Source organism: Streptomyces sp. NBC_01176 (assembly GCF_045039825.1).
Lineage (GTDB): Bacteria > Actinomycetota > Actinomycetes > Streptomycetales > Streptomycetaceae > Streptomyces.
In genome coordinates this window covers 4282249-4305714 of record NZ_CP108600.1, presented here as the reverse complement: position 1 = coordinate 4305714, position 23466 = coordinate 4282249, and the positions used below count along the sequence as shown (strand labels likewise).

General features: G+C 68.7%; 30 protein-coding genes. 27 read left to right on the top strand and 3 right to left on the bottom strand.

Features of this window, described 5'->3' with window-relative positions:
* The first annotated feature begins 54 nt into the window (after window positions 1–54).
* The 20 genes from rplN (at window position 55) to truA (ending at window position 12069) form a co-directional block, all read left to right on the top strand.
* On the top strand, window positions 55–423 hold the full coding sequence (gene rplN, locus OG199_RS18415) for a 50S ribosomal protein L14 (protein WP_003992364.1): 369 nt from the start codon (window positions 55–57) through the stop codon (window positions 421–423).
* 2 nt (window positions 424–425) lie between these two features.
* Window positions 426–749: a 50S ribosomal protein L24 gene (gene rplX / locus OG199_RS18410; protein WP_060901494.1), complete on the top strand. Its 324-nt coding sequence runs from the start codon at window positions 426–428 to the stop codon at window positions 747–749.
* Complete coding sequence (rplE, locus tag OG199_RS18405; protein ID WP_148010026.1) at window positions 749–1306, top strand: 50S ribosomal protein L5; 558 nt, start codon at window positions 749–751, stop codon at window positions 1304–1306. The genes rplX and rplE overlap by 1 nt, the downstream gene beginning before the upstream one ends.
* Before the next feature lie 5 nt (window positions 1307–1311).
* The gene (locus tag OG199_RS18400) at window positions 1312–1497 is read left to right on the top strand and encodes a type Z 30S ribosomal protein S14 (protein WP_003948630.1); all 186 of its coding nucleotides are present in this window, start codon (window positions 1312–1314) and stop codon (window positions 1495–1497) included.
* 210 nt (window positions 1498–1707) lie between these two features.
* On the top strand, window positions 1708–2106 hold the full coding sequence (gene rpsH / locus OG199_RS18395; protein ID WP_010986352.1) for a 30S ribosomal protein S8: 399 nt from the start codon (window positions 1708–1710) through the stop codon (window positions 2104–2106).
* Window positions 2107–2130: 24 nt separating this feature from the next.
* Complete coding sequence (gene rplF / locus OG199_RS18390) at window positions 2131–2670, top strand: 50S ribosomal protein L6 (RefSeq protein WP_266700851.1); 540 nt, start codon at window positions 2131–2133, stop codon at window positions 2668–2670.
* Window positions 2671–2673: 3 nt separating this feature from the next.
* Window positions 2674–3057 carry a 50S ribosomal protein L18 gene (gene rplR / locus OG199_RS18385; RefSeq protein ID WP_081218896.1) on the top strand — a complete coding sequence of 128 codons (384 nt, stop codon included), beginning with the start codon at window positions 2674–2676 and terminating at the stop codon, window positions 3055–3057.
* A 41-nt stretch (window positions 3058–3098) separates the two neighbouring features.
* Window positions 3099–3704 carry a 30S ribosomal protein S5 gene (gene rpsE, locus OG199_RS18380; RefSeq protein WP_037694140.1) on the top strand — a complete coding sequence of 202 codons (606 nt, stop codon included), beginning with the start codon at window positions 3099–3101 and terminating at the stop codon, window positions 3702–3704.
* Between the two features lie 2 nt (window positions 3705–3706).
* Window positions 3707–3889: a 50S ribosomal protein L30 gene (gene rpmD, locus OG199_RS18375; RefSeq protein ID WP_060901490.1), complete on the top strand. Its 183-nt coding sequence runs from the start codon at window positions 3707–3709 to the stop codon at window positions 3887–3889.
* Between the two features lie 2 nt (window positions 3890–3891).
* A complete protein-coding gene (gene rplO, locus OG199_RS18370) occupies window positions 3892–4347 on the top strand; it encodes a 50S ribosomal protein L15 (protein ID WP_007443991.1) in 456 nt (151 codons plus the stop codon).
* A 224-nt stretch (window positions 4348–4571) separates the two neighbouring features.
* Window positions 4572–5888: a preprotein translocase subunit SecY gene (gene secY / locus OG199_RS18365; protein ID WP_351722163.1), complete on the top strand. Its 1317-nt coding sequence runs from the start codon at window positions 4572–4574 to the stop codon at window positions 5886–5888.
* Window positions 5888–6550 carry an adenylate kinase gene (locus tag OG199_RS18360; RefSeq protein ID WP_356802960.1) on the top strand — a complete coding sequence of 221 codons (663 nt, stop codon included), beginning with the start codon at window positions 5888–5890 and terminating at the stop codon, window positions 6548–6550. Before secY ends, OG199_RS18360 begins: the two co-directional genes overlap by 1 nt.
* A 114-nt stretch (window positions 6551–6664) precedes the next feature.
* Complete coding sequence (gene map, locus OG199_RS18355; protein WP_356802962.1) at window positions 6665–7501, top strand: type I methionyl aminopeptidase; 837 nt, start codon at window positions 6665–6667, stop codon at window positions 7499–7501.
* A gap of 292 nt (window positions 7502–7793) precedes the next feature.
* On the top strand, window positions 7794–8015 hold the full coding sequence (gene infA / locus OG199_RS18350; protein ID WP_003948620.1) for a translation initiation factor IF-1: 222 nt from the start codon (window positions 7794–7796) through the stop codon (window positions 8013–8015).
* Between the two features lie 70 nt (window positions 8016–8085).
* Complete coding sequence (gene rpmJ, locus OG199_RS18345; RefSeq protein ID WP_003974245.1) at window positions 8086–8199, top strand: 50S ribosomal protein L36; 114 nt, start codon at window positions 8086–8088, stop codon at window positions 8197–8199.
* A 208-nt stretch (window positions 8200–8407) separates the two neighbouring features.
* Window positions 8408–8788, top strand: coding sequence for a 30S ribosomal protein S13 (gene rpsM / locus OG199_RS18340; RefSeq protein WP_266700854.1), 381 nt, complete (start codon window positions 8408–8410; stop codon window positions 8786–8788).
* Between the two features lie 64 nt (window positions 8789–8852).
* Complete coding sequence (gene rpsK, locus OG199_RS18335) at window positions 8853–9257, top strand: 30S ribosomal protein S11 (RefSeq protein ID WP_003956432.1); 405 nt, start codon at window positions 8853–8855, stop codon at window positions 9255–9257.
* 154 nt (window positions 9258–9411) lie between these two features.
* On the top strand, window positions 9412–10434 hold the full coding sequence (locus OG199_RS18330) for a DNA-directed RNA polymerase subunit alpha (protein ID WP_003966937.1): 1023 nt from the start codon (window positions 9412–9414) through the stop codon (window positions 10432–10434).
* A 179-nt stretch (window positions 10435–10613) separates the two neighbouring features.
* Window positions 10614–11111, top strand: a complete 498-nt coding sequence (rplQ, locus tag OG199_RS18325) for a 50S ribosomal protein L17 (RefSeq protein WP_266700855.1) — start codon at window positions 10614–10616, stop codon at window positions 11109–11111.
* Window positions 11112–11202: 91 nt separating this feature from the next.
* Window positions 11203–12069 (top strand): tRNA pseudouridine(38-40) synthase TruA, encoded by an 867-nt coding sequence (gene truA, locus OG199_RS18320; RefSeq protein WP_405830347.1) that lies wholly within the window; start codon window positions 11203–11205, stop codon window positions 12067–12069.
* 106 nt (window positions 12070–12175) lie between these two features.
* Here the strand turns inward: truA and OG199_RS18315 are convergent, their stop codons facing one another.
* Complete coding sequence (locus OG199_RS18315; RefSeq protein ID WP_356802967.1) at window positions 12176–13057, bottom strand: hypothetical protein; 882 nt, start codon at window positions 13055–13057, stop codon at window positions 12176–12178.
* Window positions 13058–13703: 646 nt separating this feature from the next.
* Here OG199_RS18315 and rplM point away from each other — a divergent pair.
* The 3 genes from rplM to glmM all read left to right on the top strand — a co-directional run bounded on the left by rplM (window position 13704) and on the right by glmM (window position 16233).
* On the top strand, window positions 13704–14147 hold the full coding sequence (gene rplM, locus OG199_RS18310) for a 50S ribosomal protein L13 (protein ID WP_168529673.1): 444 nt from the start codon (window positions 13704–13706) through the stop codon (window positions 14145–14147).
* Between the two features lie 42 nt (window positions 14148–14189).
* Window positions 14190–14711: a 30S ribosomal protein S9 gene (gene rpsI, locus OG199_RS18305; protein WP_060895271.1), complete on the top strand. Its 522-nt coding sequence runs from the start codon at window positions 14190–14192 to the stop codon at window positions 14709–14711.
* A 163-nt stretch (window positions 14712–14874) separates the two neighbouring features.
* Window positions 14875–16233 carry a phosphoglucosamine mutase gene (gene glmM, locus OG199_RS18300; RefSeq protein ID WP_356802969.1) on the top strand — a complete coding sequence of 453 codons (1359 nt, stop codon included), beginning with the start codon at window positions 14875–14877 and terminating at the stop codon, window positions 16231–16233.
* Here the strand turns inward: glmM and OG199_RS18295 are convergent.
* Both OG199_RS18295 and coaA read right to left on the bottom strand, forming a co-directional pair.
* Window positions 16230–17168: a DUF389 domain-containing protein gene (locus OG199_RS18295; RefSeq protein WP_401805496.1), complete on the bottom strand. Its 939-nt coding sequence runs from the start codon at window positions 17166–17168 to the stop codon at window positions 16230–16232. The two genes, glmM and OG199_RS18295, sit on opposite strands and share 4 nt — an antisense overlap.
* Before the next feature lie 44 nt (window positions 17169–17212).
* Window positions 17213–18181: a type I pantothenate kinase gene (gene coaA / locus OG199_RS18290; protein ID WP_405830343.1), complete on the bottom strand. Its 969-nt coding sequence runs from the start codon at window positions 18179–18181 to the stop codon at window positions 17213–17215.
* Between the two features lie 221 nt (window positions 18182–18402).
* On the opposite strand from coaA, the gene glmS reads away from it, so the two are divergent.
* The 4 genes from glmS to OG199_RS18270 all read left to right on the top strand — a co-directional run bounded on the left by glmS (window position 18403) and on the right by OG199_RS18270 (window position 23440).
* On the top strand, window positions 18403–20250 hold the full coding sequence (glmS, locus tag OG199_RS18285) for a glutamine--fructose-6-phosphate transaminase (isomerizing) (protein WP_356802973.1): 1848 nt from the start codon (window positions 18403–18405) through the stop codon (window positions 20248–20250).
* Between the two features lie 155 nt (window positions 20251–20405).
* Entirely contained in the window at window positions 20406–20777 is a 372-nt protein-coding gene (locus OG199_RS18280; protein ID WP_356802975.1) for a holo-ACP synthase, read from the top strand.
* A gap of 47 nt (window positions 20778–20824) precedes the next feature.
* Window positions 20825–22270, top strand: a complete 1446-nt coding sequence (locus OG199_RS18275) for an NAD(P)H-hydrate dehydratase (protein WP_405830341.1) — start codon at window positions 20825–20827, stop codon at window positions 22268–22270.
* A 252-nt stretch (window positions 22271–22522) separates the two neighbouring features.
* A complete protein-coding gene (locus OG199_RS18270) occupies window positions 22523–23440 on the top strand; it encodes a L,D-transpeptidase family protein (RefSeq protein ID WP_405830339.1) in 918 nt (305 codons plus the stop codon).
* Window positions 23441–23466: the final 26 nt, after the last annotated feature.

Sequence of the window (23466 nt, the reverse complement as noted above, 5' to 3'; positions counted from 1 at the left end):
CCGCCGTAAGGTCGGCCCCGCCCCGGGAACCGGCAGACAAATCAGGAGATAGACGTGATCCAGCAGGAGTCGCGACTGCGTGTCGCCGACAACACTGGTGCGAAGGAGATCCTTTGCATCCGTGTGCTCGGTGGCTCCGGTCGCCGCTACGCGGGCATCGGTGACGTCATCGTCGCCACCGTCAAGGACGCGATCCCCGGTGGCAACGTGAAGAAGGGTGACGTCATCAAGGCCGTCATCGTTCGCACCGTCAAGGAGCGCCGCCGTCCGGACGGCTCGTACATCCGCTTCGACGAGAACGCCGCCGTCATTCTGAAGAACGACGGCGACCCTCGCGGCACCCGTATCTTCGGCCCTGTCGGCCGTGAGCTGCGCGAGAAGAAGTTCATGAAGATCATCTCGCTCGCGCCGGAGGTGCTGTAAGCATGAAGATCAAGAAGGGTGACACGGTTCAGGTCATCACCGGCAAGGACAAGGGCAAGCAGGGCAAGGTCATTGCCGCTTACCCGCGCGACGAGCGCGTCCTGGTCGAGGGTGTCAACCGGGTCAAGAAGCACACCAAGGCCGGCCCGACCGCCAGCGGTTCGCAGGCCGGCGGCATCGTGACGACCGAGGCCCCGATCCACGTGAGCAACGTTCAGCTCGTCGTGGAGAAGGACGGCAACAAGGTCGTCACGCGTGTCGGTTACCGCTTCGACGACGAGGGCAACAAGATCCGCGTTGCCAAGCGGACGGGTGAGGACATCTGATGGCTACCACCACCACTCCGCGTCTCAAGACGAAGTACCGCGAGGAGATCGCGGCGAAGCTGCAGGAAGAGTTCTCCTACGAGAACGTCATGCAGACGCCGGGCCTCGTCAAGATCGTGGTCAACATGGGTGTCGGCGACGCCGCCCGTGACTCGAAGCTCATGGACGGTGCCGTCCGTGACCTGACCACCATCACCGGTCAGAAGCCGGCCATCACCAAGGCCCGCAAGTCCATCGCGCAGTTCAAGCTGCGTGAGGGTCAGCCGATCGGTGCCCACGTCACGCTCCGTGGCGACCGCATGTGGGAGTTCCTGGACCGCACCCTGTCGCTCGCGCTGCCGCGCATCCGCGACTTCCGTGGTCTGTCCCCCAAGCAGTTCGACGGCCGTGGCAACTACACCTTCGGTCTCACGGAGCAGGTCATGTTCCACGAGATCGACCAGGACAAGATCGACCGCGTCCGGGGTATGGACATCACCGTGGTGACCACGGCGACCAACGACGCTGAGGGCCGTGCCCTTCTCCGTCACCTCGGCTTCCCCTTCAAGGAGGCGTAAGCGAGATGGCGAAGAAGGCTCTGATTGCCAAGGCTGCTCGTAAGCCCAAGTTCGGTGTGCGTGGCTACACGCGCTGCCAGCGCTGCGGTCGTCCGCACTCCGTGTACCGCAAGTTCGGCCTGTGCCGCGTCTGCCTTCGTGAGATGGCTCACCGTGGCGAGCTGCCGGGCGTGACCAAGAGCTCCTGGTAGTCCGGTACTTCCGGACACCAGAGGCTCTCGGTAAGTAAAGGGCGCTGTCAGGTGCCCACCTCTCCATGGCGTAGGCTAGGAGGGTTGGGCGCCTGACGCCCGTACGACTTACTACGCCGTAGGTCCCCGCACCGCACCCGTCCCGCCACTGAGTGGGGAGAGGGATGGCGCATACAGGAAACCCCGGCGAGAGAGGCCGAAGGCCAATTCATGACCATGACTGATCCGATCGCAGACATGCTTACGCGTCTGCGTAACGCGAACTCGGCGTACCACGACACCGTGGGAATGCCGCACAGCAAGATCAAGTCGCACATCGCGGAGATCCTCCAGCAGGAGGGCTTCATCACGGGCTGGAAGGTCGAGGACGCCGAGGTCGGCAAGAACCTCGTCCTCGAGCTGAAGTTCGGCCCGAACCGTGAGCGCTCCATCGCGGGCATCAAGCGGATCTCCAAGCCCGGTCTCCGGGTGTACGCGAAGTCCACCAACCTGCCCAAGGTGCTGGGTGGCCTCGGCGTGGCGATCATCTCCACGTCCCACGGGCTCCTCACCGACAAGCAGGCCGGCAAGAAGGGCGTAGGCGGAGAAGTCCTCGCCTACGTCTGGTAGCGGAAGGGAACGGAGGAAACAGCTATGTCGCGCATTGGCAAGCTCCCCATCACGGTTCCCGCCGGCGTGGACGTCACCATCGATGGCCGTACGGTTCAGGTGAAGGGCCCCAAGGGCACCCTCTCCCACACCGTCGTCGCGCCGATCGAGATCGTCAAGGGTGAGGAAGGCGTTCTGAACGTCACCCGCCCCAACGACGAGCGTCAGAACAAGGCCCTGCACGGCCTGTCCCGCACGCTGGTGGCGAACATGATCACCGGCGTGACCCAGGGTTACGTGAAGAAGCTCGAGATCAGCGGTGTCGGTTACCGCGTGACGGCCAAGGGTTCGAACCTCGAGTTCGCGCTCGGCTACAGCCACCCGATCACGGTCGAGGCCCCCGAGGGCATCACCTTCAAGGTGGAAGCCCCCACCCGTTTCTCGGTCGAGGGCATCGACAAGCAGAAGGTCGGAGAGGTTGCGGCCAACATCCGCAAGCTGCGGAAGCCCGACCCGTACAAGGCCAAGGGCGTCAAGTACGAAGGCGAAGTCATCCGCCGCAAGGTCGGAAAGGCGGGTAAGTAAGCCATGGCATACGGTGTCAAGATTGCTAAGGGCGACGCTTACAAGCGTGCTGCCATCAAGCGTCGTCACATCCGGATCCGTAAGCACATCTCGGGTACGGCTGAGCGTCCGCGCCTGGTCGTGACGCGTTCCAACCGCCACATCGTGGCCCAGGTCATCGACGACGTTAAGGGTCACACCCTTGCGTCGGCTTCGACCCTGGACACGACGATCCGCGGCGGCGAGAACGACAAGTCGGCCCAGGCGAAGTCGGTCGGCGCTCTCGTCGCCGAGCGCGCCAAGGCCGCCGGTGTCGAGGCTGTCGTATTCGACCGTGGTGGAAACCAGTACGCCGGGCGCATTGCCGCCCTGGCGGACGCCGCCCGCGAAGCCGGACTCAAGTTCTGAGTCGGTTCCGTAGCTAGCGGAAACAGAGAGAGGTAATTCCAATGGCTGGACCCCAGCGCCGCGGTGGCGGTGCCGGTGGCGGCGAGCGGCGGGACCGGAAGGGCCGTGACGGCGGCGCAGCTGCTGCCGAGAAGACCGCGTACGTTGAGCGCGTCGTCGCGATCAACCGCGTCGCCAAGGTTGTGAAGGGTGGTCGTCGCTTCAGCTTCACCGCGCTGGTCGTGGTGGGCGATGGTGACGGCACCGTGGGTGTCGGTTACGGCAAGGCCAAGGAGGTGCCGGCCGCGATCGCCAAGGGTGTTGAAGAGGCCAAGAAGCACTTCTTCAAGGTCCCCCGTATCCAGGGCACCATCCCGCACCCGATCACGGGCGAGAAGGCCGCGGGCGTCGTCCTGCTCAAGCCTGCTTCCCCCGGTACCGGCGTTATCGCCGGTGGCCCGGTGCGTGCTGTGCTCGAGTGCGCCGGCGTTCACGACATCCTGTCGAAGTCGCTCGGCTCGTCCAACGCGATCAACATCGTGCACGCGACCGTGGCGGCCCTCAAGGGTCTGCAGCGTCCCGAGGAGATCGCGGCTCGCCGTGGTCTGCCCCTCGAGGACGTCGCCCCCGCGGCCCTGCTGCGTGCACGTGCGGGAGCGGGTGCGTAATCATGGCTCAGCTCAGGATCACGCAGACGAAGTCGTACATCGGCAGCAAGCAGAACCACCGCGACACGCTGCGTTCGCTCGGGCTCAAGCGCCTGAACGACGTGGTCGTCAAGGAGGACCGCCCCGAGTTCCGCGGAATGGTGCACACCGTCCGCCACCTCGTGACGGTTGAGGAGGTCGACTGATCATGGCGGAGAACAACCCGCTCAAGATCCACAACCTCCGTCCCGCCCCGGGCGCCAAGACCGCCAAGACCCGTGTGGGTCGTGGTGAGGCGTCGAAGGGTAAGACGGCCGGTCGTGGTACCAAGGGCACGAAGGCCCGCTACCAGGTTCCGGAGCGCTTCGAGGGCGGGCAGATGCCCCTCCACATGCGCCTCCCGAAGCTGAAGGGCTTCAAGAACCCGTTCAAGACCGAGTTCCAGGTCGTGAACCTCGACAAGCTGGCCGCGCTGTACCCGGAGGGTGGCGAGGTCACCGTCGAGGGTCTCGTGGCCAAGGGTGCCGTTCGCAAGAACAGCCTCGTCAAGGTCCTCGGCCAGGGCGAGGTCTCCGTGGCGCTGCAGGTGACGGTCGACGCCGTCTCCGGCTCCGCCAAGGAGAAGATCACCGCCGCCGGCGGTACCGTCACCGAGCTCGTCTGATCACTTCAGGCGCCTCGATGACTTGAGCGATCCCGACCGGGGATGCCCCAACAAATGGGGCATCCCCGGTTGGTCGTTCCAAGGGGGGCAGTCTCGCCGGTAAGGTGGCCTGCACTGCCGACTTTCGTCCGGCTTCCCGCCGGGCGGCAGTTGACCGATACCTATTCGTCGAACCTCAAGACCATCACCCTTGACGCAGTTGCGCGGGGGTCGCAGGAGGCACCGTGCTCACCGCGTTCGCCCGGGCGTTCAGGACGCCCGACCTGCGCAAGAAGCTGCTCTTCACGCTCGCCATCATCGTGGTCTACCGGGTCGGTACGCACATTCCGATCCCGGGCGTCGACTACAAGAACGTCCAGACCTGTATCGACGCGGCCTCGAAGGGCAATCAGGGGCTGTTCGGTCTGGTCAACCTGTTCAGTGGTGGTGCGCTGCTGCAGATCACGATCTTCGCGCTCGGCATCATGCCGTACATCACGGCGAGCATCATTCTGCAGCTGCTGACGGTGGTGATCCCGCGCCTCGAAGCCCTGAAGAAGGAGGGCTCGTCCGGCACCGCGAAGATCACGCAGTACACCCGATATCTGACGGTGGCCCTCGCCATCCTCCAGGGCACCGGTCTCGTCGCGACCGCGCGCAGCGGCGCCCTGTTCAGCGGCTGCCAGGTCGCCAACCAGATCGTGCCGGACCAGTCGATCTTCCAGACCGTCGTCATGGTCGTCACGATGACCGCCGGTACCGGCGTCGTCATGTGGCTGGGCGAGCTCATCACCGACCGCGGCATCGGCAACGGCATGTCGATTCTGATGTTCATCTCGATCGCCGCGAGCTTCCCGACCGCGCTGTGGGCCATCAAGACGCAGGGCACCCTGGCCGGAGGCTGGATCGAGTTCGGCACGGTCATCCTCGTCGGCCTGGTCATGGTCGGCCTGGTGGTCTTCGTCGAGCAGGCCCAGCGGCGCATTCCCGTCCAGTACGCGAAGCGCATGATCGGCCGCCGGTCCTACGGGGGTACGTCCACGTACATCCCGCTGAAGGTCAATCAGGCGGGTGTGATCCCCGTCATCTTCGCGTCGTCGCTGCTCTACATCCCGGCGCTGGTCGCCCAGTTCTCCAACGGCAACTCCGGTTGGAAGACCTGGATCACGCAGAACCTGACCAAGGGCGACCACCCGATTTACATCACCATGTACTTCCTTCTGATCGTTTTCTTCGCGTTCTTCTACGTGGCGATCTCGTTCAACCCCGAGGAAGTAGCCGACAACATGAAGAAGTATGGTGGCTTCATCCCGGGCATCCGGGCTGGCCGACCGACCGCTGAGTACCTGAGTTACGTACTCAACCGGATCACCTGGCCGGGGTCGCTGTATCTGGGTCTGATCGCTCTCGTACCGACGATGGCGTTGGTTGGCTTCGGGGCAAGCCAGAACTTCCCGTTCGGTGGTACCAGCATCCTGATCATCGTGGGTGTGGGTCTTGAGACGGTGAAGCAGATCGAGAGCCAGCTTCAGCAGCGCAATTACGAAGGGTTCCTCCGCTGATGCGAATCGTCCTCGTCGGGCCGCCCGGTGCCGGGAAGGGAACGCAGGCCGCGTTCCTTGCCAAGAACCTGGGGATTCCGCACATCTCCACGGGCGACCTCTTCCGTGCCAACATCAGCCAGGGCACGGAGCTCGGCAAGCAGGCGAAGGCGTACATGGACGCCGGCAACCTGGTACCGGACGAGGTCACCATCGGGATGGCCAAGGACCGCATGGAGCAGCCCGACGCCGCGAACGGCTTTCTGCTGGACGGCTTCCCTCGTAACGTCTCGCAGGCCGAGGCGCTCGACGAGATGCTGAAGGCCGAGAGCATGCGGCTGGACGCGGTGCTGGACCTGGAGGTCCCCGAGGACGAGGTGGTCAAGCGCATCGCCGGCCGCCGCATCTGCCGCAAGGACTCGAGCCACGTGTTCCACGTGGAGTACAAGAAGCCGCAGCAGGACGGTGTCTGCGACGTCTGCGGCGGCGAGCTGTACCAGCGCGACGACGACTCCGAGGAGACCGTCCGTACGCGGCTGGAGGTCTACCACACGCAGACCGAGCCGATCATCGACTACTACAAGGCCCAGGGCCTGGTGGTCACGATCTCGGCGCTCGGCAAGGTGGAAGAGGTCACGGCGCGCGCCATGGAGGCGCTCCAGAGCAAGGCCGACGACAAGTAGTCGTCACGCTGTTTCGGCCGCGGTGCCCTCCGGGGTGCCGCGGCCGTAGTGTTGTACAGGTAGTCGTTCGTGTACGCAGTCGGTTGACGGAGAAGACGGAGAGCGCGGACCGCCATGGTGCAGATCAAGACCCCCGAGCAGATCGCCAAGATGCGTGAGGCGGGCCTGGTCGTAGCCGCGGTGCACGCGGCCACGCGCGAGGCGGCGGTGCCCGGCGCGACGACGCGGGACCTCGACGAGGTGGCGCGCAAGGTGCTCGCGGAGCACGGCGCGAAGTCGAACTTCCTGGGATACGGCGGTTTCCCCGCGACCATCTGCACGTCGGCCAACGAGGTCGTCGTGCATGGCATCCCGGACGACAAGACCGTCCTGAAGGACGGCGACATCATCTCCATCGACGCGGGCGCGATCGTGGACGGCTGGCACGGCGACGCGGCGTTCACGGCGTTCGTGGGCTCCGGCCACGCTCCGGAGCTGATCGAGCTCTCCCGGGTGACCGAGGAGTCGATGTGGGCGGGCATCGCGGCGATGAAGTCGGGGAACCGGCTCGTCGACGTCTCCCGCGCGATCGAGACGTACATCCGCCGCCAGCCGAAGGTGGGCGGCGGCCGGTACGGGATCATCGAGGACTACGGCGGCCACGGCATCGGCACCGAGATGCACATGGACCCGCACCTGCTGAACTACGTGGAGCGCCGGCGCGGCAAGGGCCCGAAGCTCGTCCCCGGTCTCTGTCTGGCCGTCGAGCCGATGGTGTCGCTGGGCACGCCGAAGACCGAGGTGCTGGAGGACGACTGGACCGTCATCACGACGGACGGTACGTGGTCCTCGCACTGGGAGCACTCGGTGGCGGTGACGGAGGAGGGCCCGCTGGTCCTGACGGCTCCGGACTGCGGCAGGGCGAAGCTGGCGGAGTACGGAGTGACGGCGGCGCCGGACCCGCTGGCGTAGCCGGACCGGCCGTGCCGGGGGTGCGCCGGCGCGGGTTCCGGTTCCGGGCGGGCCGACGGTACCGGGCAGGGTCCGTTCCCGGTCGGCAGGTGCGCGTCCGGCCGATTCGCGGTCGGCCGGTTCGCGCTCAATCACCAGGGGTCCAGGTTAAGGATCTCCCTGATGGGGCATTCTTCCTCGATTCGTCTTTCCGGGAGCCCTGACGTAGACTGACTCGTCGGCTCTCGTGCACCCGCATGTCTGCATGCGCTCGCGCGGAGTCGATCAAGGTAGTCGATTCGAAGGGCGAAGCGTGGCCAAGAAGCAAGGTGCCATCGAGATCGAGGGCACTGTCGTCGAGTCTCTTCCGAACGCCATGTTCAAGGTTGAGCTCCAGAACGGCCACCAGGTTCTGGCACACATCAGCGGCAAGATGCGTATGCACTACATCCGCATCCTCCCTGACGACCGGGTCGTGGTGGAGCTGTCTCCGTACGACCTGACGCGTGGCCGGATCGTCTACCGGTACAAGTAGATCTTGCCTTTACTCCGCGGTCCCGGTTCCGGGACGCGGGTGGTGGCACTGACCCGGAGAACCTCACCTAATGAAGGTCAAGCCGAGCGTCAAGAAGATCTGCGACAAGTGCAGGGTGATCCGCCGTCACGGTCGGGTCATGGTCATCTGCGACAACCCGCGCCACAAGCAGCGCCAGGGCTGACGCACGACCGCACCTTCTGCACCCGCAGATACTTCGCGCGACGCAAGCAGTACATGTTCATACGCAGAATCCAGGGCTGATTTCGATCAGGCCTGACACCCCCGGTCGGAGGCCGGGGACCCGGTTCGTACCGAATCTTCAGCAGAAGAGGACGGCGGGCGGGATCCGGTTCTGCGGAAGACCTCCGAACGACAACTGGAGCCATTGAATGGCACGCGTTTCCGGTGTTGACATCCCGCGCGAAAAGCGTGTGGAGGTCGCCCTGACCTACGTGTTCGGCATCGGCCGGACCCTTTCCCAGCTGACGCTGGCCGAGACCGGCGTGAACCCGAACACCCGCGTTCGTGACCTCTCCGAGGAGGAGCTGGTCAAGATCCGCGAGTACGTGGACGCCAACCTGAAGACCGAGGGTGACCTCCGTCGCGAGATTCAGGCCGACATCCGCCGCAAGGTCGAGATCGGCTGCTACCAGGGTCTGCGCCACCGTCGTGGCCTGCCCGTCCACGGTCAGCGCACCAGCACGAACGCTCGTACCCGCAAGGGCCCGCGTCGCGCCATCGCCGGTAAGAAGAAGCCGGGCAAGAAGTAGTCCTCAGCGGACGCTTATCAGCGGTCTTCGCTGTAGGACCGACCACCTCCCGTAGGAGTAATAGATGCCCCCCAAGGGTCGTCAGGGCGCTGCCAAGAAGGTGCGCCGCAAGGAAAAGAAGAACGTCGCTCACGGGCACGCTCACATCAAGAGCACGTTCAACAACACCATCGTCTCCATCACGGACCCCTCGGGCAACGTGATCTCCTGGGCCTCCGCCGGCCACGTCGGCTTCAAGGGCTCGCGCAAGTCCACCCCCTTCGCCGCGCAGATGGCCGCCGAGTCGGCCGCCCGCCGCGCGCAGGAGCACGGCATGCGCAAGGTGGACGTCTTCGTGAAGGGTCCGGGCTCCGGTCGCGAGACCGCGATCCGCTCCCTCCAGGCCACTGGCCTCGAGGTCGGCTCCATCCAGGACGTCACCCCCACCCCGCACAACGGCTGCCGTCCGCCCAAGCGCCGCCGCGTCTGACGCACGGCCGCTTGTCGGTTCGAGGTTTCCGGGCGGTACGGCTCTGTGAAAGGGCCGTATCGCCCGTACCCTTGCAGTACCCGTGCGGTGAAAACGCACGGTTTTGTCGGACGTCAAATAGCGGGCGTCCACGAAAGAAGGATCTGATCCACACATGCTGATCGCTCAGCGTCCCTCGTTGACCGAAGAGGTCGTCGACGAATTCCGCTCCCGGTTCGTGATCGAGCCGCTGGAGCCGGGCTTCGGCTACACCCTCGGCAACTCCCTGCGTCGGACCCTCCTGTCCTCGATCCCGGGTGCGGCGGTCACGTCCATCCGCATCGACGGCGTGCTGCACGAATTCACCACCGTGCCGGGCGTCAAGGAGGACGTCACCGACCTGATCCTCAACATCAAGCAGCTCGTCGTCTCCTCGGAGCACGACGAGCCGGTCGTGATGTACCTGCGCAAGCAGGGTCCGGGTCTGGTCACCGCCGCCGACATCGCGCCCCCGGCCGGTGTCGAGGTGCACAACCCGGACCTCGTCCTCGCCACGCTCAACGGCAAGGGCAAGCTGGAGATGGAGCTGACCGTCGAGCGCGGTCGCGGCTACGTCTCCGCCGTTCAGAACAAGCAGGTGGGCCAGGAGATCGGCCGTATCCCGGTCGACTCCATCTACTCGCCCGTTCTGAAGGTCACCTACAAGGTCGAGGCGACCCGTGTCGAGCAGCGCACCGACTTCGACAAGCTGATCGTCGACGTCGAGACCAAGCAGGCCATGCGTCCCCGTGACGCCATGGCGTCGGCCGGTAAGACCCTGGTCGAGCTGTTCGGTCTGGCCCGTGAGCTCAACATCGACGCCGAGGGCATCGACATGGGCCCGTCCCCCACGGACGCCGCCCTCGCCGCTGATCTCGCCCTGCCGATCGAGGAGCTCGAGCTCACCGTTCGGTCGTACAACTGCCTCAAGCGTGAGGGCATCCACTCCGTGGGTGAGCTCGTCGCCCGCTCCGAGGCCGACCTCCTGGACATCCGCAACTTCGGTGCGAAGTCCATCGACGAGGTCAAGGCGAAGCTGGCCGGCATGGGCCTGGCCCTCAAGGACAGCCCGCCCGGATTCGACCCGACCGCCGCCGCCGACGCCTTCGGCGCCGACGACGACGCGGACGCCGGGTTCGTCGAGACCGAGCAGTACTAAGAGCTCGGGACCGGCTGCCGGTTCTCGGGTGCGGGCGCGCTGTGCTTGATCGCGCAGTTCCCCGCGCCCCCTCCGGGACGCCCCTTCGGGGACGTCCCGGATCTCCGACGGGCAATCGCCCGCTCGGACACTGACTCCGGTACCTGATACGGCCGGGGCAGACACCTAGGAGAAACACCATGCCGAAGCCCACCAAGGGTGCCCGTATGGGCGGCAGCGCCGCGCACGAGAAGCTGCTCCTCGCGAACCTCGCGAAGTCGCTCTTCGAGCACGGCCGCATCACCACCACCGAGGCGAAGGCCCGTCGCCTGCGCCCGTACGCGGAGCGTCTGGTCACCAAGGCGAAGAAGGGTGACCTTCACAACCGCCGTCAGGTGCTCTCGGTGATCACGGACAAGAGCATCGTGCACACGCTCTTCACCGAGATCGGCCCGCGCTACGAGAACCGCCCGGGTGGCTACACCCGTATCACCAAGATCGGTAACCGCCGTGGCGACAACGCGCCCATGGCCGTCATCGAGCTGGTGGAGGCCCTGACCGTGGCCCAGCAGGCCACCGGTGAGGCCGAGGCGGCCACCAAGCGTTCCGCCAAGGACGCCGAGGCTCCGGCCAAGGTCGAGGACACCAAGGTCGAGGACGCCGCTGAGGCTCCCGCCGAGGAGTCGAAGGACGCCTGAGGCACTGCCTTGCTGTGAGCGGGTCCGTCCCTTCGGGGGCGGGCCCGCTTTCGCGTTCCGGCGGAGAAGCCGGGCTTGAGAGGATCCAGGAGTGAGTGACGAAGCGGAGCCCGGGTTCGTACGGGTGCGGATGGACCTGTCCTACGACGGGAGCGCGTTCTCCGGGTGGGCGAAGCAGGCCAGCGGCCGCAGGACGGTCCAGGGCGACATCGAGGACGCGCTGCGGACGGTGACGCGGACGAAGGACACGACGTACGAGCTGACCGTGGCCGGGCGCACCGACGCCGGGGTGCACGCGCGCGGGCAGGTGGCGCACGTCGATCTGCCGGCGGAGCTGTGGGCCGAGCACCGGGAGAAGCTGCTGAAGCGGCTGGCGGGGCGGCTGTCGAAGGACGTGCGGGTGTGGTCCCTGGCCGAGGCGCCCGCCGGCTTCAACGCGCGCTTCTCGGCGATCTGGCGGCGCTACGCCTATCGCGTCACCGACCACGCCGGGGGTGTGGATCCGCTGCTGCGCAATCACGTCCTCTGGCACGACTGGCCGTTGGACGTCGACGCCATGAACCAGGCGGCGGCCGGACTGGTGGGCGAGCACGACTTCGCCGCCTACTGCAAGAAGCGCGAGGGCGCGACGACCATCCGTACGCTCCAGGAGCTGAGCCTGGTGCGCGGGGACGACGGGATCATCACCGCGACCGTCCGGGCCGACGCCTTCTGCCACAACATGGTGCGTTCGCTGATCGGGGCGCTGCTGTTCGTGGGGGACGGGCATCGCGGGCCCGAGTGGCCCGCCAAGGTGCTGGCCGCCGGTGTACGGGACTCGGCCGTCCATGTCGTACGGCCGCACGGGCTGACGCTGGAGGAGGTCGGCTATCCCGCCGACGAGCTGCTGGCCGCGCGCAACAAGGAGGCGCGCAACAAGCGCACCCTGCCCGGGGCGCCGGGGTGTGACACCTGCTAGTGCCTCCTGGGCCGTGGACGGCCGCTGGTGCGCCGCGCAGGCGTCCGGCCGCCCCGTGCGGGGTGGCCGGGAGCGGCCCGGTCCACCCGCGGCGGCCGGCCGGTGACTACTGGTTGGCCGCCGACGAGGCCTGGGCCTCGCCGCGCCGACGGATCTGGCGGAAGGTGAACTCGGCCAGGTCGTCGCCGGTGCTGAACACCTCGGCGCTCTTGGCCGTCGCGTCCTTGCCGTTGGTGAAGCCGGCCAGGGTGAAGTAGGCGTAGCGGCCCACGGAGTTGGTGGTCGAGCGGCAGACCGCCGTGCGGCAGAAGGTGGCGACACCCTGGCCGGGCAGCGAGGTGATGATGCTCTTGCTGTCCGCCTGGGCCTTCGCCTTGTCCGCCTGGGCCTTGGTGTCGAAGACCGCGACGCCCACGGTCACGGCGACGCCGTCCTTGCTGTAGGTGACGCGCAGCAGCCGGGTGCAGCCGTTGTCGGTGAGGACCTTGGGGAGCGTCCGCTGCACGCCCGTCGCGCACTTCGTCGTCGAGGCGGTCGGGCCCTTGCGGTAGACGCGGTCACCCACGGTCAGCTGCGAACCGGGGAAGAGGATGTCCGGGCTGAGCGGAGCGGTGTCCTTCTTGACGCTGGATATGAAGTCCATCGGATCCAGCGGCGGAGGGGCCGAGGTCGGCGCGAACGAGGGCGCCGGCGCGGTGGTGTCGCTCGGGATGGCCGCGGTGCTGGGCAGCTTGCCGGGCTGGTTCGACGCCGTGTTGTCGCCGTTCGCGGAGACGACGGCCACGGCGACGGCCGCGCCGACCGCGAGCGTGGCGATCGCCGAGCCGCCGATCACCAGCAGCCTGCGGCGCCTGTTGCGCGTCTCGGACGCCTCGGCGAGTGCCGCCCAGTCCGGAGTCCGGTTCCCGCTACCCCAGTCGGGTTGCTGCGAACCAGGCTTCCACGGATCCCACGGGGGCTCCCCCTGCCCACCCTGCCCATAGCTCATGGGGCGCATCTTAGACGGGCGTTGGGGGGTGCCGTTCCGCACCGGGGGATACCTGAGCCCCTAGCGTGACCTGACCGCGCACGGGCAAAACTGACATCTCCGGGTGGTTGGTACGTCACGCCTTCCGGCGGGCTCGGCCGGGGCCGGCGGCGGTGTCGTGCGCACCCGTGACGGAGACGGCGTCCGGGTGCGTCGAAGCCGGCGCGCGAGAGTGGGGACGGGGAGCGTCGGGCGGAGGCGGATCCCGTGGGGTTCCTCACACGGGTGCCGGGCCGGGGGCGCGGCGCGCCTTCCCGGACTGGCTTACGCTGGGAGTGCAGGCTGCAGCGGCGGCCGTGCGGCCGGGAGCGGCCTCGGGGCGCACAGCGCCCGGAGTCGAGAGGCGTGCCCATCCGCCCGGACGACCGCCCGCGGCCGGCCGCAGGAGCCGCGTTTTGACCCGTCCGGGGAAGCGCGGGTACTCTTGCAGTTCGTTATGTGTATTGGCTTGCTCATTCTCACGTGAGGGGCCCTTACACCGGTCCACCGGGGCCGATGACCAGCGACCAGCACTCGGTATGCGTCACCGAGGTGCGGTCAGGGCTGTCGTGATCGTCCGTGGTGGCCATGTCAGGACCCACTCACTGAAGAAGCGAAGGCTACGACCGTGCGTACGTACAGCCCCAAGCCCGGCGACATCACTCGCCAGTGGTACGTCATCGACGCCCAGGATGTCGTCCTGGGTCGTCTGGCGACCACTGCAGCGAACATCCTGCGGGGCAAGCACAAGCCGATCTATGCGCCCCACGTCGACGCTGGTGACTTCGTCATCATCATCAACGCCGACAAGGTGCACCTCTCCGGCAACAAGAAGACCCAGAAGCTGGCGTACCGCCACTCCGGTTACCCGGGTGGTCTGCGCTCCGTCCGTTACGACGAGCTGCTGGCGAAGAACCCCGAGAAGGCCGTCGAGAAGGCCATCAAGGGCATGGTTCCGAAGAACACCCTGGGCCGTCAGGTGCTCTCGAAGCTGAAGGTCTACGCGGGCGAGAACCACCCGCACGCTGCGCAGCAGCCGGTCCCGTTCGAGATCACCCAGGTCGCGCAGTAGTTCCGGCCACCCCCTAAGACGAAAAAGAATCTGAGGAGAATCGTGGCCGAGACCACCGTTGAGCAGCCGGTCGAAGAGACTGAGCTCGTCGACATCGAGAACTACACCACCGAGTCCGAGGTCCCCGTCGAGGGCGAGTACACCTCGGAGTCGCTCGCGGGCCGCTTCGGCGACCCGCAGCCGGCCGCCGGCCTGGGCCGTCGCAAGAACGCCATCGCCCGCGTCCGGATCGTCCCGGGCACCGGCAAGTGGAAGATCAACGGTCGCACCCTTGAGGACTACTTCCCCAACAAGGTGCACCAGCAGGAAGTCAACGAGCCCTTCAAGGTGCTCGAGCTCGACAACCGCTACGACGTCATCGCCCGTATCTCGGGTGGCGGCGTCTCCGGTCAGGCCGGTGCGCTCCGTCTCGGTGTCGCCCGCGCCCTGAACGAGGCCGACGTCGACAACAACCGCCCGGCGCTGAAGAAGGCCGGCTTCCTCAAGCGCGACGACCGTGCGGTCGAGCGCAAGAAGGCCGGTCTCAAGAAGGCCCGTAAGGCCCCGCAGTACAGCAAGCGTTAATCACCGCCTGCTGGTATTCGTACGACCGTTCGCCCCGGCGGCACGCTGTGTGCCGTCGGGGCGTTCGTTTATCACCAGCCCAGGGCGTATAACGGCACAAGGCGCTCAAAGGCTTGCATGATCGGATGACTTCCGAATACTGAGCATTATCAGGAGGACACCAGTGGGACGACTCTTCGGCACGGACGGCGTGCGCGGTGTCGCCAACGCGGATCTGACGGCCGAGCTCGCGCTCGGTCTCTCCGTGGCGGCGGCGCATGTGCTGGCCGAGGCGGGCACGTTCGAGGGCCACCGGCCGGTGGCGGTGGTCGGGCGGGATCCGCGCGCGTCCGGGGAGTTCCTGGAGGCCGCCGTGGTCGCGGGCCTGGCCAGCGCGGGCGTGGACGTCCTGCGCGTCGGTGTGCTGCCCACCCCCGCGGTGGCGTACCTGACGGGTGCGCTGGGTGCCGACCTCGGTGTGATGCTGTCGGCGAGCCACAACGCCATGCCGGACAACGGCGTCAAGTTCTTCGCCCGCGGCGGGCACAAGCTCGCCGACGAGCTGGAGGACAGGATCGAGGCCGTGTACGACGAGCACCGCACCGGCGCTCCGTGGGACCGGCCGACGGGTTCGGGTGTCGGGCGCGTGCGCTCGTACGACGAGGGCTTCGACCAGTACGTCGCCCACCTGATCGGTGTGCTCCCGAACCGTCTCGACGGTCTCAAGGTCGTCCTCGACGAGGCGCACGGTGCCGCCGCCCGGGTGTCCCCGGAGGCCTTCGCGCGGGCCGGCGCGGAGATCGTCACGATCGGTACCGCCCCGGACGGTCTGAACATCAACGACGGTTGCGGTTCCACCCACCTCGACCTCCTCAAGGCCGCCGTCGTCGAGCACGGCGCCGATCTCGGCATCGCGCACGACGGTGACGCCGACCGCTGCCTCGCCGTGGACCACACGGGCGCCGAGGTGGACGGCGACCAGATCCTGGCCGTCCTCGCGCTGGCGATGCGGGAGCGTTCCGCACTGCGATCCGACACCGTTGTCGCGACGGTCATGTCCAACCTGGGCTTCAAGCTCGCCATGGAGCGCGAGGGCGTCGGCCTCATCCAGACCGCGGTCGGTGACCGTTACGTCCTGGAGGAGATGAAGCAGCACGGGTACGCGCTCGGCGGCGAGCAGTCCGGCCATGTGATCATCCTCGACCACGCCACGACCGGCGACGGTACGTTGACCGGCCTGATGCTGGCGGCCCGGGTCGCCCAGACGGGCCGTACGCTCCAGGACCTCGCGTCCGTCATGGAGCGGCTGCCGCAGGTCCTCATCAACGTCCCCGACGTCGACCGCTCGCGGGTGAACAGCTCCGCCGAGCTGGCGGCCGCGGTCGTCGAGGCCGAGCGTGAACTCGGCACCACCGGGCGGGTCCTGCTGCGTCCCTCCGGCACCGAGCCGCTCGTCCGGGTCATGGTCGAGGCCGCCGACATCGACCACGCCCGGTCGGTGGCCGGCCGGCTCGCGGACGCCGTGAAGTCCTCGCTCGGCTAACCGAGGGGTGTCACCGCACGCTGTCTCGCCCAGAACCACTTCTGGGCGAGCAGGGTGAGCGTGCCCGAGAGCACGATGCCGCCCAGATTGGCGAGCAACTGCCAGGTGGAGCCCCAGGTCTGCGAGTAGTCCGCGTAGCTGAGGGCGACCGCCGCGTTCGCCGCCGCCGGGACCGTGGTCACCGAGATCGCGACGCCGATCAGCGCGCCCGACTTCGCGGACGTGAGGGACAGGGTGCCCGCGATCCCCGCGAGGAAGGCCACGACGAACGACATCCAGTCGGGCTTCCAGATGAAGGCCGTGTTCGGCCGCGGCGCCTCCACCATCGCCTTCTCGAACAGGCCCAGGCCGTCCAGGAGCCGACTGAAGCCCGCGGTCAGCACCATGGCGAGGGCGAATCCCGCGAGCAGCGCCCACAGCGACCGCCACACCAGGTGCGGGGCACGCCGCACCAGCGCCGTCGAGATCCCGGCGAGCGGTCCGAACTCCGGTCCCACGGCCATCGCGCCGACGATCAGGATCGCGTTGTCCAGCATCACACCGCAGGCCGCGAGCATCGTCGCGACCGCCAGCAGAGCCACGTACGTGACGCTGAGCGTCGACTCCTCGTGCGAGGCGTCCGCCAGGTGCTCCCACAACACCGCGTCCGCCCCCTCGCCCGGTGCCTCCTCCTCGGCCCTGTCGGCGCGACGGGAGAGCGACAGGTCAATGTTCTCGACGGCGATCGAGCCGGTCCGGTCGAGGTCGAACTCCCTGAGCGCGCCGATGAGTTCGTCGCCCGCCTCGCGTGCGACGTCGCACATGACGACGTCCCCGGCCGGGTCGCGGGCGGCGCCGGGCAGCACGACGAGATGGGTGGTGCCGACCGTACGGCCGATCAGGCGCACCACCTCGTCGGTCCGTGCGGCCGGTGTGATCAGACGCAGATGCAGCATGCCGCGCAGGGTAGCCGCACCGAACGGCCGGTGGCCGCGGGGGACTACAGCTTGCGCAGGCTGAGGCGCTGCACCTTGTGGTCCGGACCCTTGCGGACGACGAGGGCGGCGCGGCCGCGGGTGGGGGCCACGTTCTCCATCAGGTTGGGCTTGTTGATGGTCCGCCAGGTCGTGCGGGCGTAGTCGAGCGCCTCCTCCTCGGAGACCTGGGTGTACTTGCGGAAGTACGAGGAGGGGTTCTGGAAGGCGGTGGCGCGCAGCTTGCGGAAGCGGTTGAGGTACCAGGCCTCGATGTCCTCGGCGCGGGCGTCGACGTACACGCTGAAGTCGAAGTAGTCGGCGAGGCCGACGCGGGTGCGGCCGTCCTTGCCCGGCAGGGCGGGCTGGAGCACGTTCAGGCCTTCGACGATGAGGATGTCGGGGCGGCGGACCGTGAGCCTCTGTCCGGGGACGATGTCGTAGATGAGGTGGGAGTAGACGGGGGCGGTGACCTCGTCCTTGCCCGCCTTGATGTCGGCGACGAACCGGGTGAGGGCCCGGCGGTCGTACGACTCCGGGAAACCCTTCCGCGACATCAGGCCGCGCGCCTCCAGCTCCTTGGTGGGGAGCAGGAAGCCGTCAGTGGTCACGAGTTCGACGCGAGGGTGTTCGGGCCAGCGGGAGAGCAGGGCCTGGAGAAGGCGGGCGACGGTGGACTTTCCGACGGCGACCGAGCCCGCGACGCCTATCACGAACGGGGTGCCGGACTGCGAGCCCTTCTCGCCGAGGAAGGTGTTCAGGGCGCCTCTCAGCCCGTCCGTGGCACCGACGTACAGATTCAGCAGTCTGGACAGCGGCAGATAGATGTCCCGCACCTCGTCGAGGTCGATGACATCGCCCAGACCGCGCAGCTTCTCGACCTCCTCGGCGTTCAGCGGCAGCGGCGTCTTTTCGCGCAGCGCGCTCCACTCGGCACGGGTGAGGTCGACGTAGGGAGTCGCCTCCGGCTTGTGCCGGTGGGCGCTCCGGGGCATCGGGGAGACCGGAGAGATCACAGTCCATTGTTACGGGAGTGTGGACGGGGTGGGGCGTGGGGTCCGTCACGCGGGGTCGTCCGGACGTCGCCCGGGGGCCGCTCCGGGGGCGTCCGCGGGCGAGCGGGAACCCCGGGACGGGTGCGGGAAGGCGGCTGGAATTTCCGATATCGGGCACGAGATGCCGAGATGCGACGGGTGTCGGCCCTTAGGCTGCGCGCATGTGCGGAATCGTGGGATACGTGGGGTCGCAGTCGGCGCTTGACGTGGTGATGGCCGGACTGAAGCGACTGGAGTACCGGGGGTACGACTCGGCGGGCGTCGCCGTACCGGCGGACGGCGGGCTGGCCGCGGCGAAGAGGGCCGGGAAACTGGTCAACCTGGAGAAGGAGCTGGTCGACCGGCCACTGCCGACCGGGACGACCGGGATCGGGCACACCCGCTGGGCCACCCACGGAGGCCCCACGGATGCGAACGCGCATCCGCATCTCGACAACGCGGGCCGGGTCGCCGTCGTCCACAACGGGATCATCGAGAACTTCGCCGAGCTGCGCGCCGAACTGACCGAGCGCGGCCACGAGCTGGCCTCCGAGACCGACACCGAGGTGGTCGCGCACCTGCTCGCCGAGGAGTTCTCGGTCTGCGCGGACCTCGCGGAGGCGATGCGGCTGGTGTGCCGGCGCCTGGAGGGCGCGTTCACGCTGGTCGCGGTGCACGCCGACACGCCCGACGTGGTCGTGGGTGCGCGCCGCAACTCGCCGCTCGTGGTGGGGGTCGGCGAGGGAGAGGCCTTCCTCGCCTCGGACGTCACCGCGTTCATCGACCACACGCGGTCGGCGATCGAGCTGGGCCAGGACCAGGTGGTGGAGCTGCGCCGGGATGGGGTGACGGTCACCGGTTTCGACGGGCGACCCGCCGACGTGCGCTCGTACCACGTGGACTGGGACGCGGCGGCGGCCGAGAAGGGCGGCTACGACTACTTCATGCTCAAGGAGATCGCCGAGCAGCCCAAGGCGGTCGCCGACACGCTCCTCGGCCGCATCGACGCGGGCGGCTCGCTCAGGCTGGACGAGGTGCGGATTCCCGTGCGCGAGCTGCGGGAGGTCGACAAGGTCGTCATCGTGGCCTGCGGTACGGCCTTCCACGCCGGGCTGATCGCCAAGTACGCCATCGAGCACTGGACGCGGATCCCGTGCGAGGTGGAGCTGGCCAGCGAGTTCCGCTACCGGGATCCCATCCTGGGCGCGCGTGCCCTGGTCATCGCGATCTCCCAGTCCGGCGAGACCATGGACACCCTGATGGCGCTGCGGCACGCGCGGGAACAGGGCTCCAAGGTGCTGGCGATCTGCAACACCAACGGCTCGACGATCCCGCGCGAGTCGGACGCGGTGCTCTACACGCACGCGGGCCCGGAGGTCGCGGTCGCCTCGACCAAGGCGTTCCTCACCCAGCTGGTGGCCTGCTACCTGGTCGCGCTGTACCTCGGCCAGGTGCGCGGCACCAAGTGGGGCGACGAGATCCAGGCCGTGATCCGGGACCTGTCCCACATCTCCGGCGAGGTCGAGCGGGTCCTGGAGACCATGGAGCCGGTACGGGAACTGGCGCGGACGCTCGCGGACAAGCGGACGGTCCTGTTCCTCGGCCGGCACGTCGGCTATCCGGTCGCGCTGGAGGGCGCCCTCAAGCTCAAGGAACTGGCCTACATGCACGCCGAGGGCTTCGCGGCGGGCGAGCTGAAGCACGGTCCGATCGCGCTGATCGAGGAGGACCTGCCGGTCGTCGTGGTCGTGCCCTCGCCGCGCGGCCGGTCCGTCCTGCACGACAAGATCGTGTCCAACATCCAGGAGATCCGGGCCCGGGGCGCGCGCACGATCGTGATCGCGGAGGAGGGCGACGAGGCGGTGGTGCCGTACGCCGACCACCTGATCCGCATTCCGGTGACCCCGACCCTGCTCCAGCCGCTGGTGGCCACGGTTCCCCTGCAGGTGTTCGCCTGCGAGCTGGCGACGGCCCGGGGCAACGAGGTGGACCAGCCGCGCAACCTGGCGAAGTCGGTGACGGTGGAGTGAGCGGGTGCGGTGGCCGCTGCGCGCGGGGCGGTCGCCGGTCCGGTTCCACCGCGTTCGGCCGCTCCGGTCCCGTTCCCGGGACCGGAGCGGAGCAGTGACAGGACGGTGGCGGCAGATGGCGGGACGGCGGGCGGGACGGTCGTAGGGTGCTCGGCATGAGCATCATCGGGGTCGGTATCGACGTGGCCGAGATCGACCGGTTCCGCGCGTCGCTGGAGCGTACGCCGGGGCTGGCCCAACGGCTCTTCCTGGAACAGGAGTTGCATCTGCCGAGCGGGGAACGCCGGGGCATCGCCTCGCTCGCCGTGCGGTTCGCCGCGAAGGAGGCGGTCGCCAAGGCGCTGGGCGCTCCGGGCGGAATGTACTGGACCGACGCCGAGGTCTATGTCGAGGACAGCGGCCGGCCGCGGCTGCGGGTGCGGGGCACCGTGGCGGCACGCGCGGCCGAACTGGGCGTCATGTCGTGGCATGTGTCGCTCAGCCATGACGCGGGCGTGGCGTCGGCGGTGGTGATCGCGGAGGGGTAGCGCGGCCGGGGCGGCACGGAGGGGCTCCGTACGGGAGACTCGGTCCCATGCGTACTGCGTACAGCGTGGAGACCGTGAGGACCGCCGAACGGGAGCTGATGGCACGGCTCCCCGAGGGGGCGTTGATGCAGCGGGCGGCGGCCGGACTCGCCGCCGCCTGCGCGGACGTGCTGGGGCGGGTGTACGGCAGCCGGGTCGTGCTGCTGGTCGGCAGCGGGGACAACGGCGGGGACGCGCTGTACGCGGGCGCGCGCCTCGCCCGGCGCGGAGCGGGCGTCACCGCGCTGCTGCTCGCGCCCGAACGCACCCATGCCGGGGGGCTGGCCGCGCTGCGACGGGCCGGCGGCGGCACGGTCGCGGGCGGGGACGGCTTCCACGGCACCGCGCGGGAACTGATCCGGCGGGCCGACCTCGTCGTCGACGGCATCGTGGGGATCGGGGGCAAGGGCGGTCTGCGGCCCGACGCGGCGCCGCTCGCGGAGTTCGCCGCGGACTCCCGTGCGGTGGTGGTCGCCGTGGACCTGCCGAGCGGTGTCGAGGCGGACACCGGAGAGGTCCGCGGTCCGGCGGTCCGCGCCGATCTGACGGTGACCTTCGGGACCCACAAGCCGGGGCTGCTGATCGATCCGGCGCGCGAGTACGCCGGTTCCGTGCGCCTCGTGGACATCGGGCTCGATCTGCCCGACACGGCCGAGCTTGAGGCCCTCCAGCACGTGGACGTGGCGGCGCGACTGCCCGCGCCGGGGGCGGAGAGCGACAAGTACCGGCGGGGCGTGGTGGGGATCGCGGCCGGGTCCGCCCGGTATCCCGGGGCCGCCGTGCTCGCCGTCTCGGGGGCGCTGCGCGGCGGCGCGGGGGCGGTGCGCTACGTCGGGCCCGCGGCGGACGCCGTGATCTCCCGTTTCCCCGAGACGCTGGTGTCGGACCTGGGGCCCGCGCGGGCCGGGCGGGTGCAGGCGTGGGTGGTGGGGCCCGGCGCCGGGGACGACGCGTCGGCGGTGGCCGAGGTGCTGGAGGCGGAGGTGCCGGTGCTCGTCGACGCGGACGGGCTGCGGCTGGCGGACCGTGACACGGTGCGCGGGCGTACCGCGCCGACGCTGCTGACCCCGCATGCCGGGGAGGCGGCGGCGTTGCTCGGGGTGTCGCGGGAGTCGGTGGAGGGGGCCCGGCTGGCGTCCGTGCGGGAGCTGGCGGCGCGGTACGGGGCGACGGTGCTGCTGAAGGGGTCGACGACGCTGGTCGCCGATCCGGGCGGCGGGGCGGTGCGGGTGAATCCGACGGGGACCGCGTGGCTGGCCACGGCGGGGAGCGGGGATGTGCTGTCGGGGCTCGCCGGGTCGTTGCTCGCGTCGGGGCTGTCGGCGTTGGACGCGGGGAGTGTGGGGGCGTATCTCCATGGGCTGGCGGGGCGGCTTGCGGCGGAGGGGGCTCCGGTGGGGGCGCATGACGTCGCGGAGGCGGTACGGGACGCCTGGCGCGACGTGATGGGCTGAGCCCGGGGCTTTCTCGCCCCCGCCGCCCCTACCCGACCCGTCCTGTCCCTTGGGGCTCCGCCCCCAGACCCCCGTCGGCCTCAAGGGCCTCGTCCTCAAACGCCGGACGGGCTGAAATACCCAGCGCTTCCGGCGTTTGGCGGGGGCGAAAGAGGCGGGGGCGTTGCCCATAACGGGGGACCCCATCCGCGCGGCTCACCCCCTCGCGCCCCCACGTTGCGTATCGCTGATCGCATGATGATGAGCAGACGAATGGCCTGCCGAAGCGCGGCGGTGATGCTGGCGGTGCTGACGGCACTGCCCGCACAGACCGCCCTGGCCGACGCGGACGGCCCCCTGTCGCCCGGCCCGGAGAGCCCGCTGGTGCCGGGGCAGGCGGCGGCCGCGGAGACCCTGGTGCCCGGCGTGGCGCCCGGCCCGCGGCAGTTGTGGCAGGGGCCGGCGGACACGCCGGACCAGATGTTCCCGCCGGAGGTGTACACACCGAGCGCCCGTGAGGACGCCGTCGAACCGCGGGACGCCACCGCCGGGGCGGACGCCCTGATCGAGTACGTCCCGCCCGCCGACGCCGCCGACAGGGCCCTGTCGTGCAGCAGGCGGACCGGCCCCTACCAGCGCCAGGTCGAGCGCTGGCTGAAGCTGAAGGTGGACGGCAGGCAGTCCGGCGGCGACTGCCGCGCGATCCGGACGTTCCAGTCCCACCACGGGATCAAGCCGCTCACCGGTTTCGCCGGACCCGTGACCTGGGCCCGTATGCAGCTGCTGTCCGCGCGCAAGAACCCGAACGCGGCCGGGAAGTGCCGCGTCCGCTCCTCCCGCGTCGCCTGCGTGGACCTGACCCGTCAGCTCACCTGGGTGCAGAAGGGGAAGAAGGTGCTGTGGGGACCGGTGCCGATGCGCAGTGGGCGGGCCGGGTACCGGACCAGGACCGGCCAGTTCAAGATCTACTGGAAGCACAAGAACCACTGGTCGACGCTGTACAACAGCCCCATGCCGTACAGCCAGTTCTTCAGCGGCGGCCAGGCCTTCCACGCCATCTACGGCAGCGTCTACGACCCGCACGGCTCGTGGGGCTGCGTCAATCTGCGCCTCGCCGACGCCCGCTCGCTGTGGAACGTGCTCAGGAAGGGCGACCGGGTGTCGGTGTGGGGACACAGGGCCGGTACCTGACCGTCCGGCGTCGTCCGAGGCCGTGG

What these genes read in the sequence shown, in the direction of transcription:
- rpsH (WP_010986352.1), top strand. Translation starts at nt 1,708, where the DNA reads ATGACCATGACTGATCCGATCGCAGACATGCTTACGCGTCTGCGTAAC.
- rplO (WP_007443991.1), top strand. Translation starts at nt 3,892, where the DNA reads ATGGCGGAGAACAACCCGCTCAAGATCCACAACCTCCGTCCCGCCCCG.
- OG199_RS18275 (WP_405830341.1), top strand. Translation starts at nt 20,825, where the DNA reads ATGCGTACTGCGTACAGCGTGGAGACCGTGAGGACCGCCGAACGGGAG.
- coaA (WP_405830343.1), bottom strand. Translation starts at nt 18,181, where the DNA reads ATGCCCCGGAGCGCCCACCGGCACAAGCCGGAGGCGACTCCCTACGTC.
- OG199_RS18270 (WP_405830339.1), top strand. Translation starts at nt 22,523, where the DNA reads ATGGCCTGCCGAAGCGCGGCGGTGATGCTGGCGGTGCTGACGGCACTG.
- rpsK (WP_003956432.1), top strand. Translation starts at nt 8,853, where the DNA reads ATGCCCCCCAAGGGTCGTCAGGGCGCTGCCAAGAAGGTGCGCCGCAAG.
- OG199_RS18280 (WP_356802975.1), top strand. Translation starts at nt 20,406, where the DNA reads ATGAGCATCATCGGGGTCGGTATCGACGTGGCCGAGATCGACCGGTTC.
- glmS (WP_356802973.1), top strand. Translation starts at nt 18,403, where the DNA reads ATGTGCGGAATCGTGGGATACGTGGGGTCGCAGTCGGCGCTTGACGTG.
- rplX (WP_060901494.1), top strand. Translation starts at nt 426, where the DNA reads ATGAAGATCAAGAAGGGTGACACGGTTCAGGTCATCACCGGCAAGGAC.
- rpsM (WP_266700854.1), top strand. Translation starts at nt 8,408, where the DNA reads ATGGCACGCGTTTCCGGTGTTGACATCCCGCGCGAAAAGCGTGTGGAG.
- rplQ (WP_266700855.1), top strand. Translation starts at nt 10,614, where the DNA reads ATGCCGAAGCCCACCAAGGGTGCCCGTATGGGCGGCAGCGCCGCGCAC.
- rplR (WP_081218896.1), top strand. Translation starts at nt 2,674, where the DNA reads ATGGCATACGGTGTCAAGATTGCTAAGGGCGACGCTTACAAGCGTGCT.
- OG199_RS18360 (WP_356802960.1), top strand. Translation starts at nt 5,888, where the DNA reads ATGCGAATCGTCCTCGTCGGGCCGCCCGGTGCCGGGAAGGGAACGCAG.
- OG199_RS18400 (WP_003948630.1), top strand. Translation starts at nt 1,312, where the DNA reads ATGGCGAAGAAGGCTCTGATTGCCAAGGCTGCTCGTAAGCCCAAGTTC.
- rplF (WP_266700851.1), top strand. Translation starts at nt 2,131, where the DNA reads ATGTCGCGCATTGGCAAGCTCCCCATCACGGTTCCCGCCGGCGTGGAC.
- OG199_RS18295 (WP_401805496.1), bottom strand. Translation starts at nt 17,168, where the DNA reads ATGCTGCATCTGCGTCTGATCACACCGGCCGCACGGACCGACGAGGTG.
- OG199_RS18315 (WP_356802967.1), bottom strand. Translation starts at nt 13,057, where the DNA reads ATGAGCTATGGGCAGGGTGGGCAGGGGGAGCCCCCGTGGGATCCGTGG.
- OG199_RS18330 (WP_003966937.1), top strand. Translation starts at nt 9,412, where the DNA reads ATGCTGATCGCTCAGCGTCCCTCGTTGACCGAAGAGGTCGTCGACGAA.
- rpsE (WP_037694140.1), top strand. Translation starts at nt 3,099, where the DNA reads ATGGCTGGACCCCAGCGCCGCGGTGGCGGTGCCGGTGGCGGCGAGCGG.
- rplE (WP_148010026.1), top strand. Translation starts at nt 749, where the DNA reads ATGGCTACCACCACCACTCCGCGTCTCAAGACGAAGTACCGCGAGGAG.
- rpmD (WP_060901490.1), top strand. Translation starts at nt 3,707, where the DNA reads ATGGCTCAGCTCAGGATCACGCAGACGAAGTCGTACATCGGCAGCAAG.
- rpmJ (WP_003974245.1), top strand. Translation starts at nt 8,086, where the DNA reads ATGAAGGTCAAGCCGAGCGTCAAGAAGATCTGCGACAAGTGCAGGGTG.
- map (WP_356802962.1), top strand. Translation starts at nt 6,665, where the DNA reads ATGGTGCAGATCAAGACCCCCGAGCAGATCGCCAAGATGCGTGAGGCG.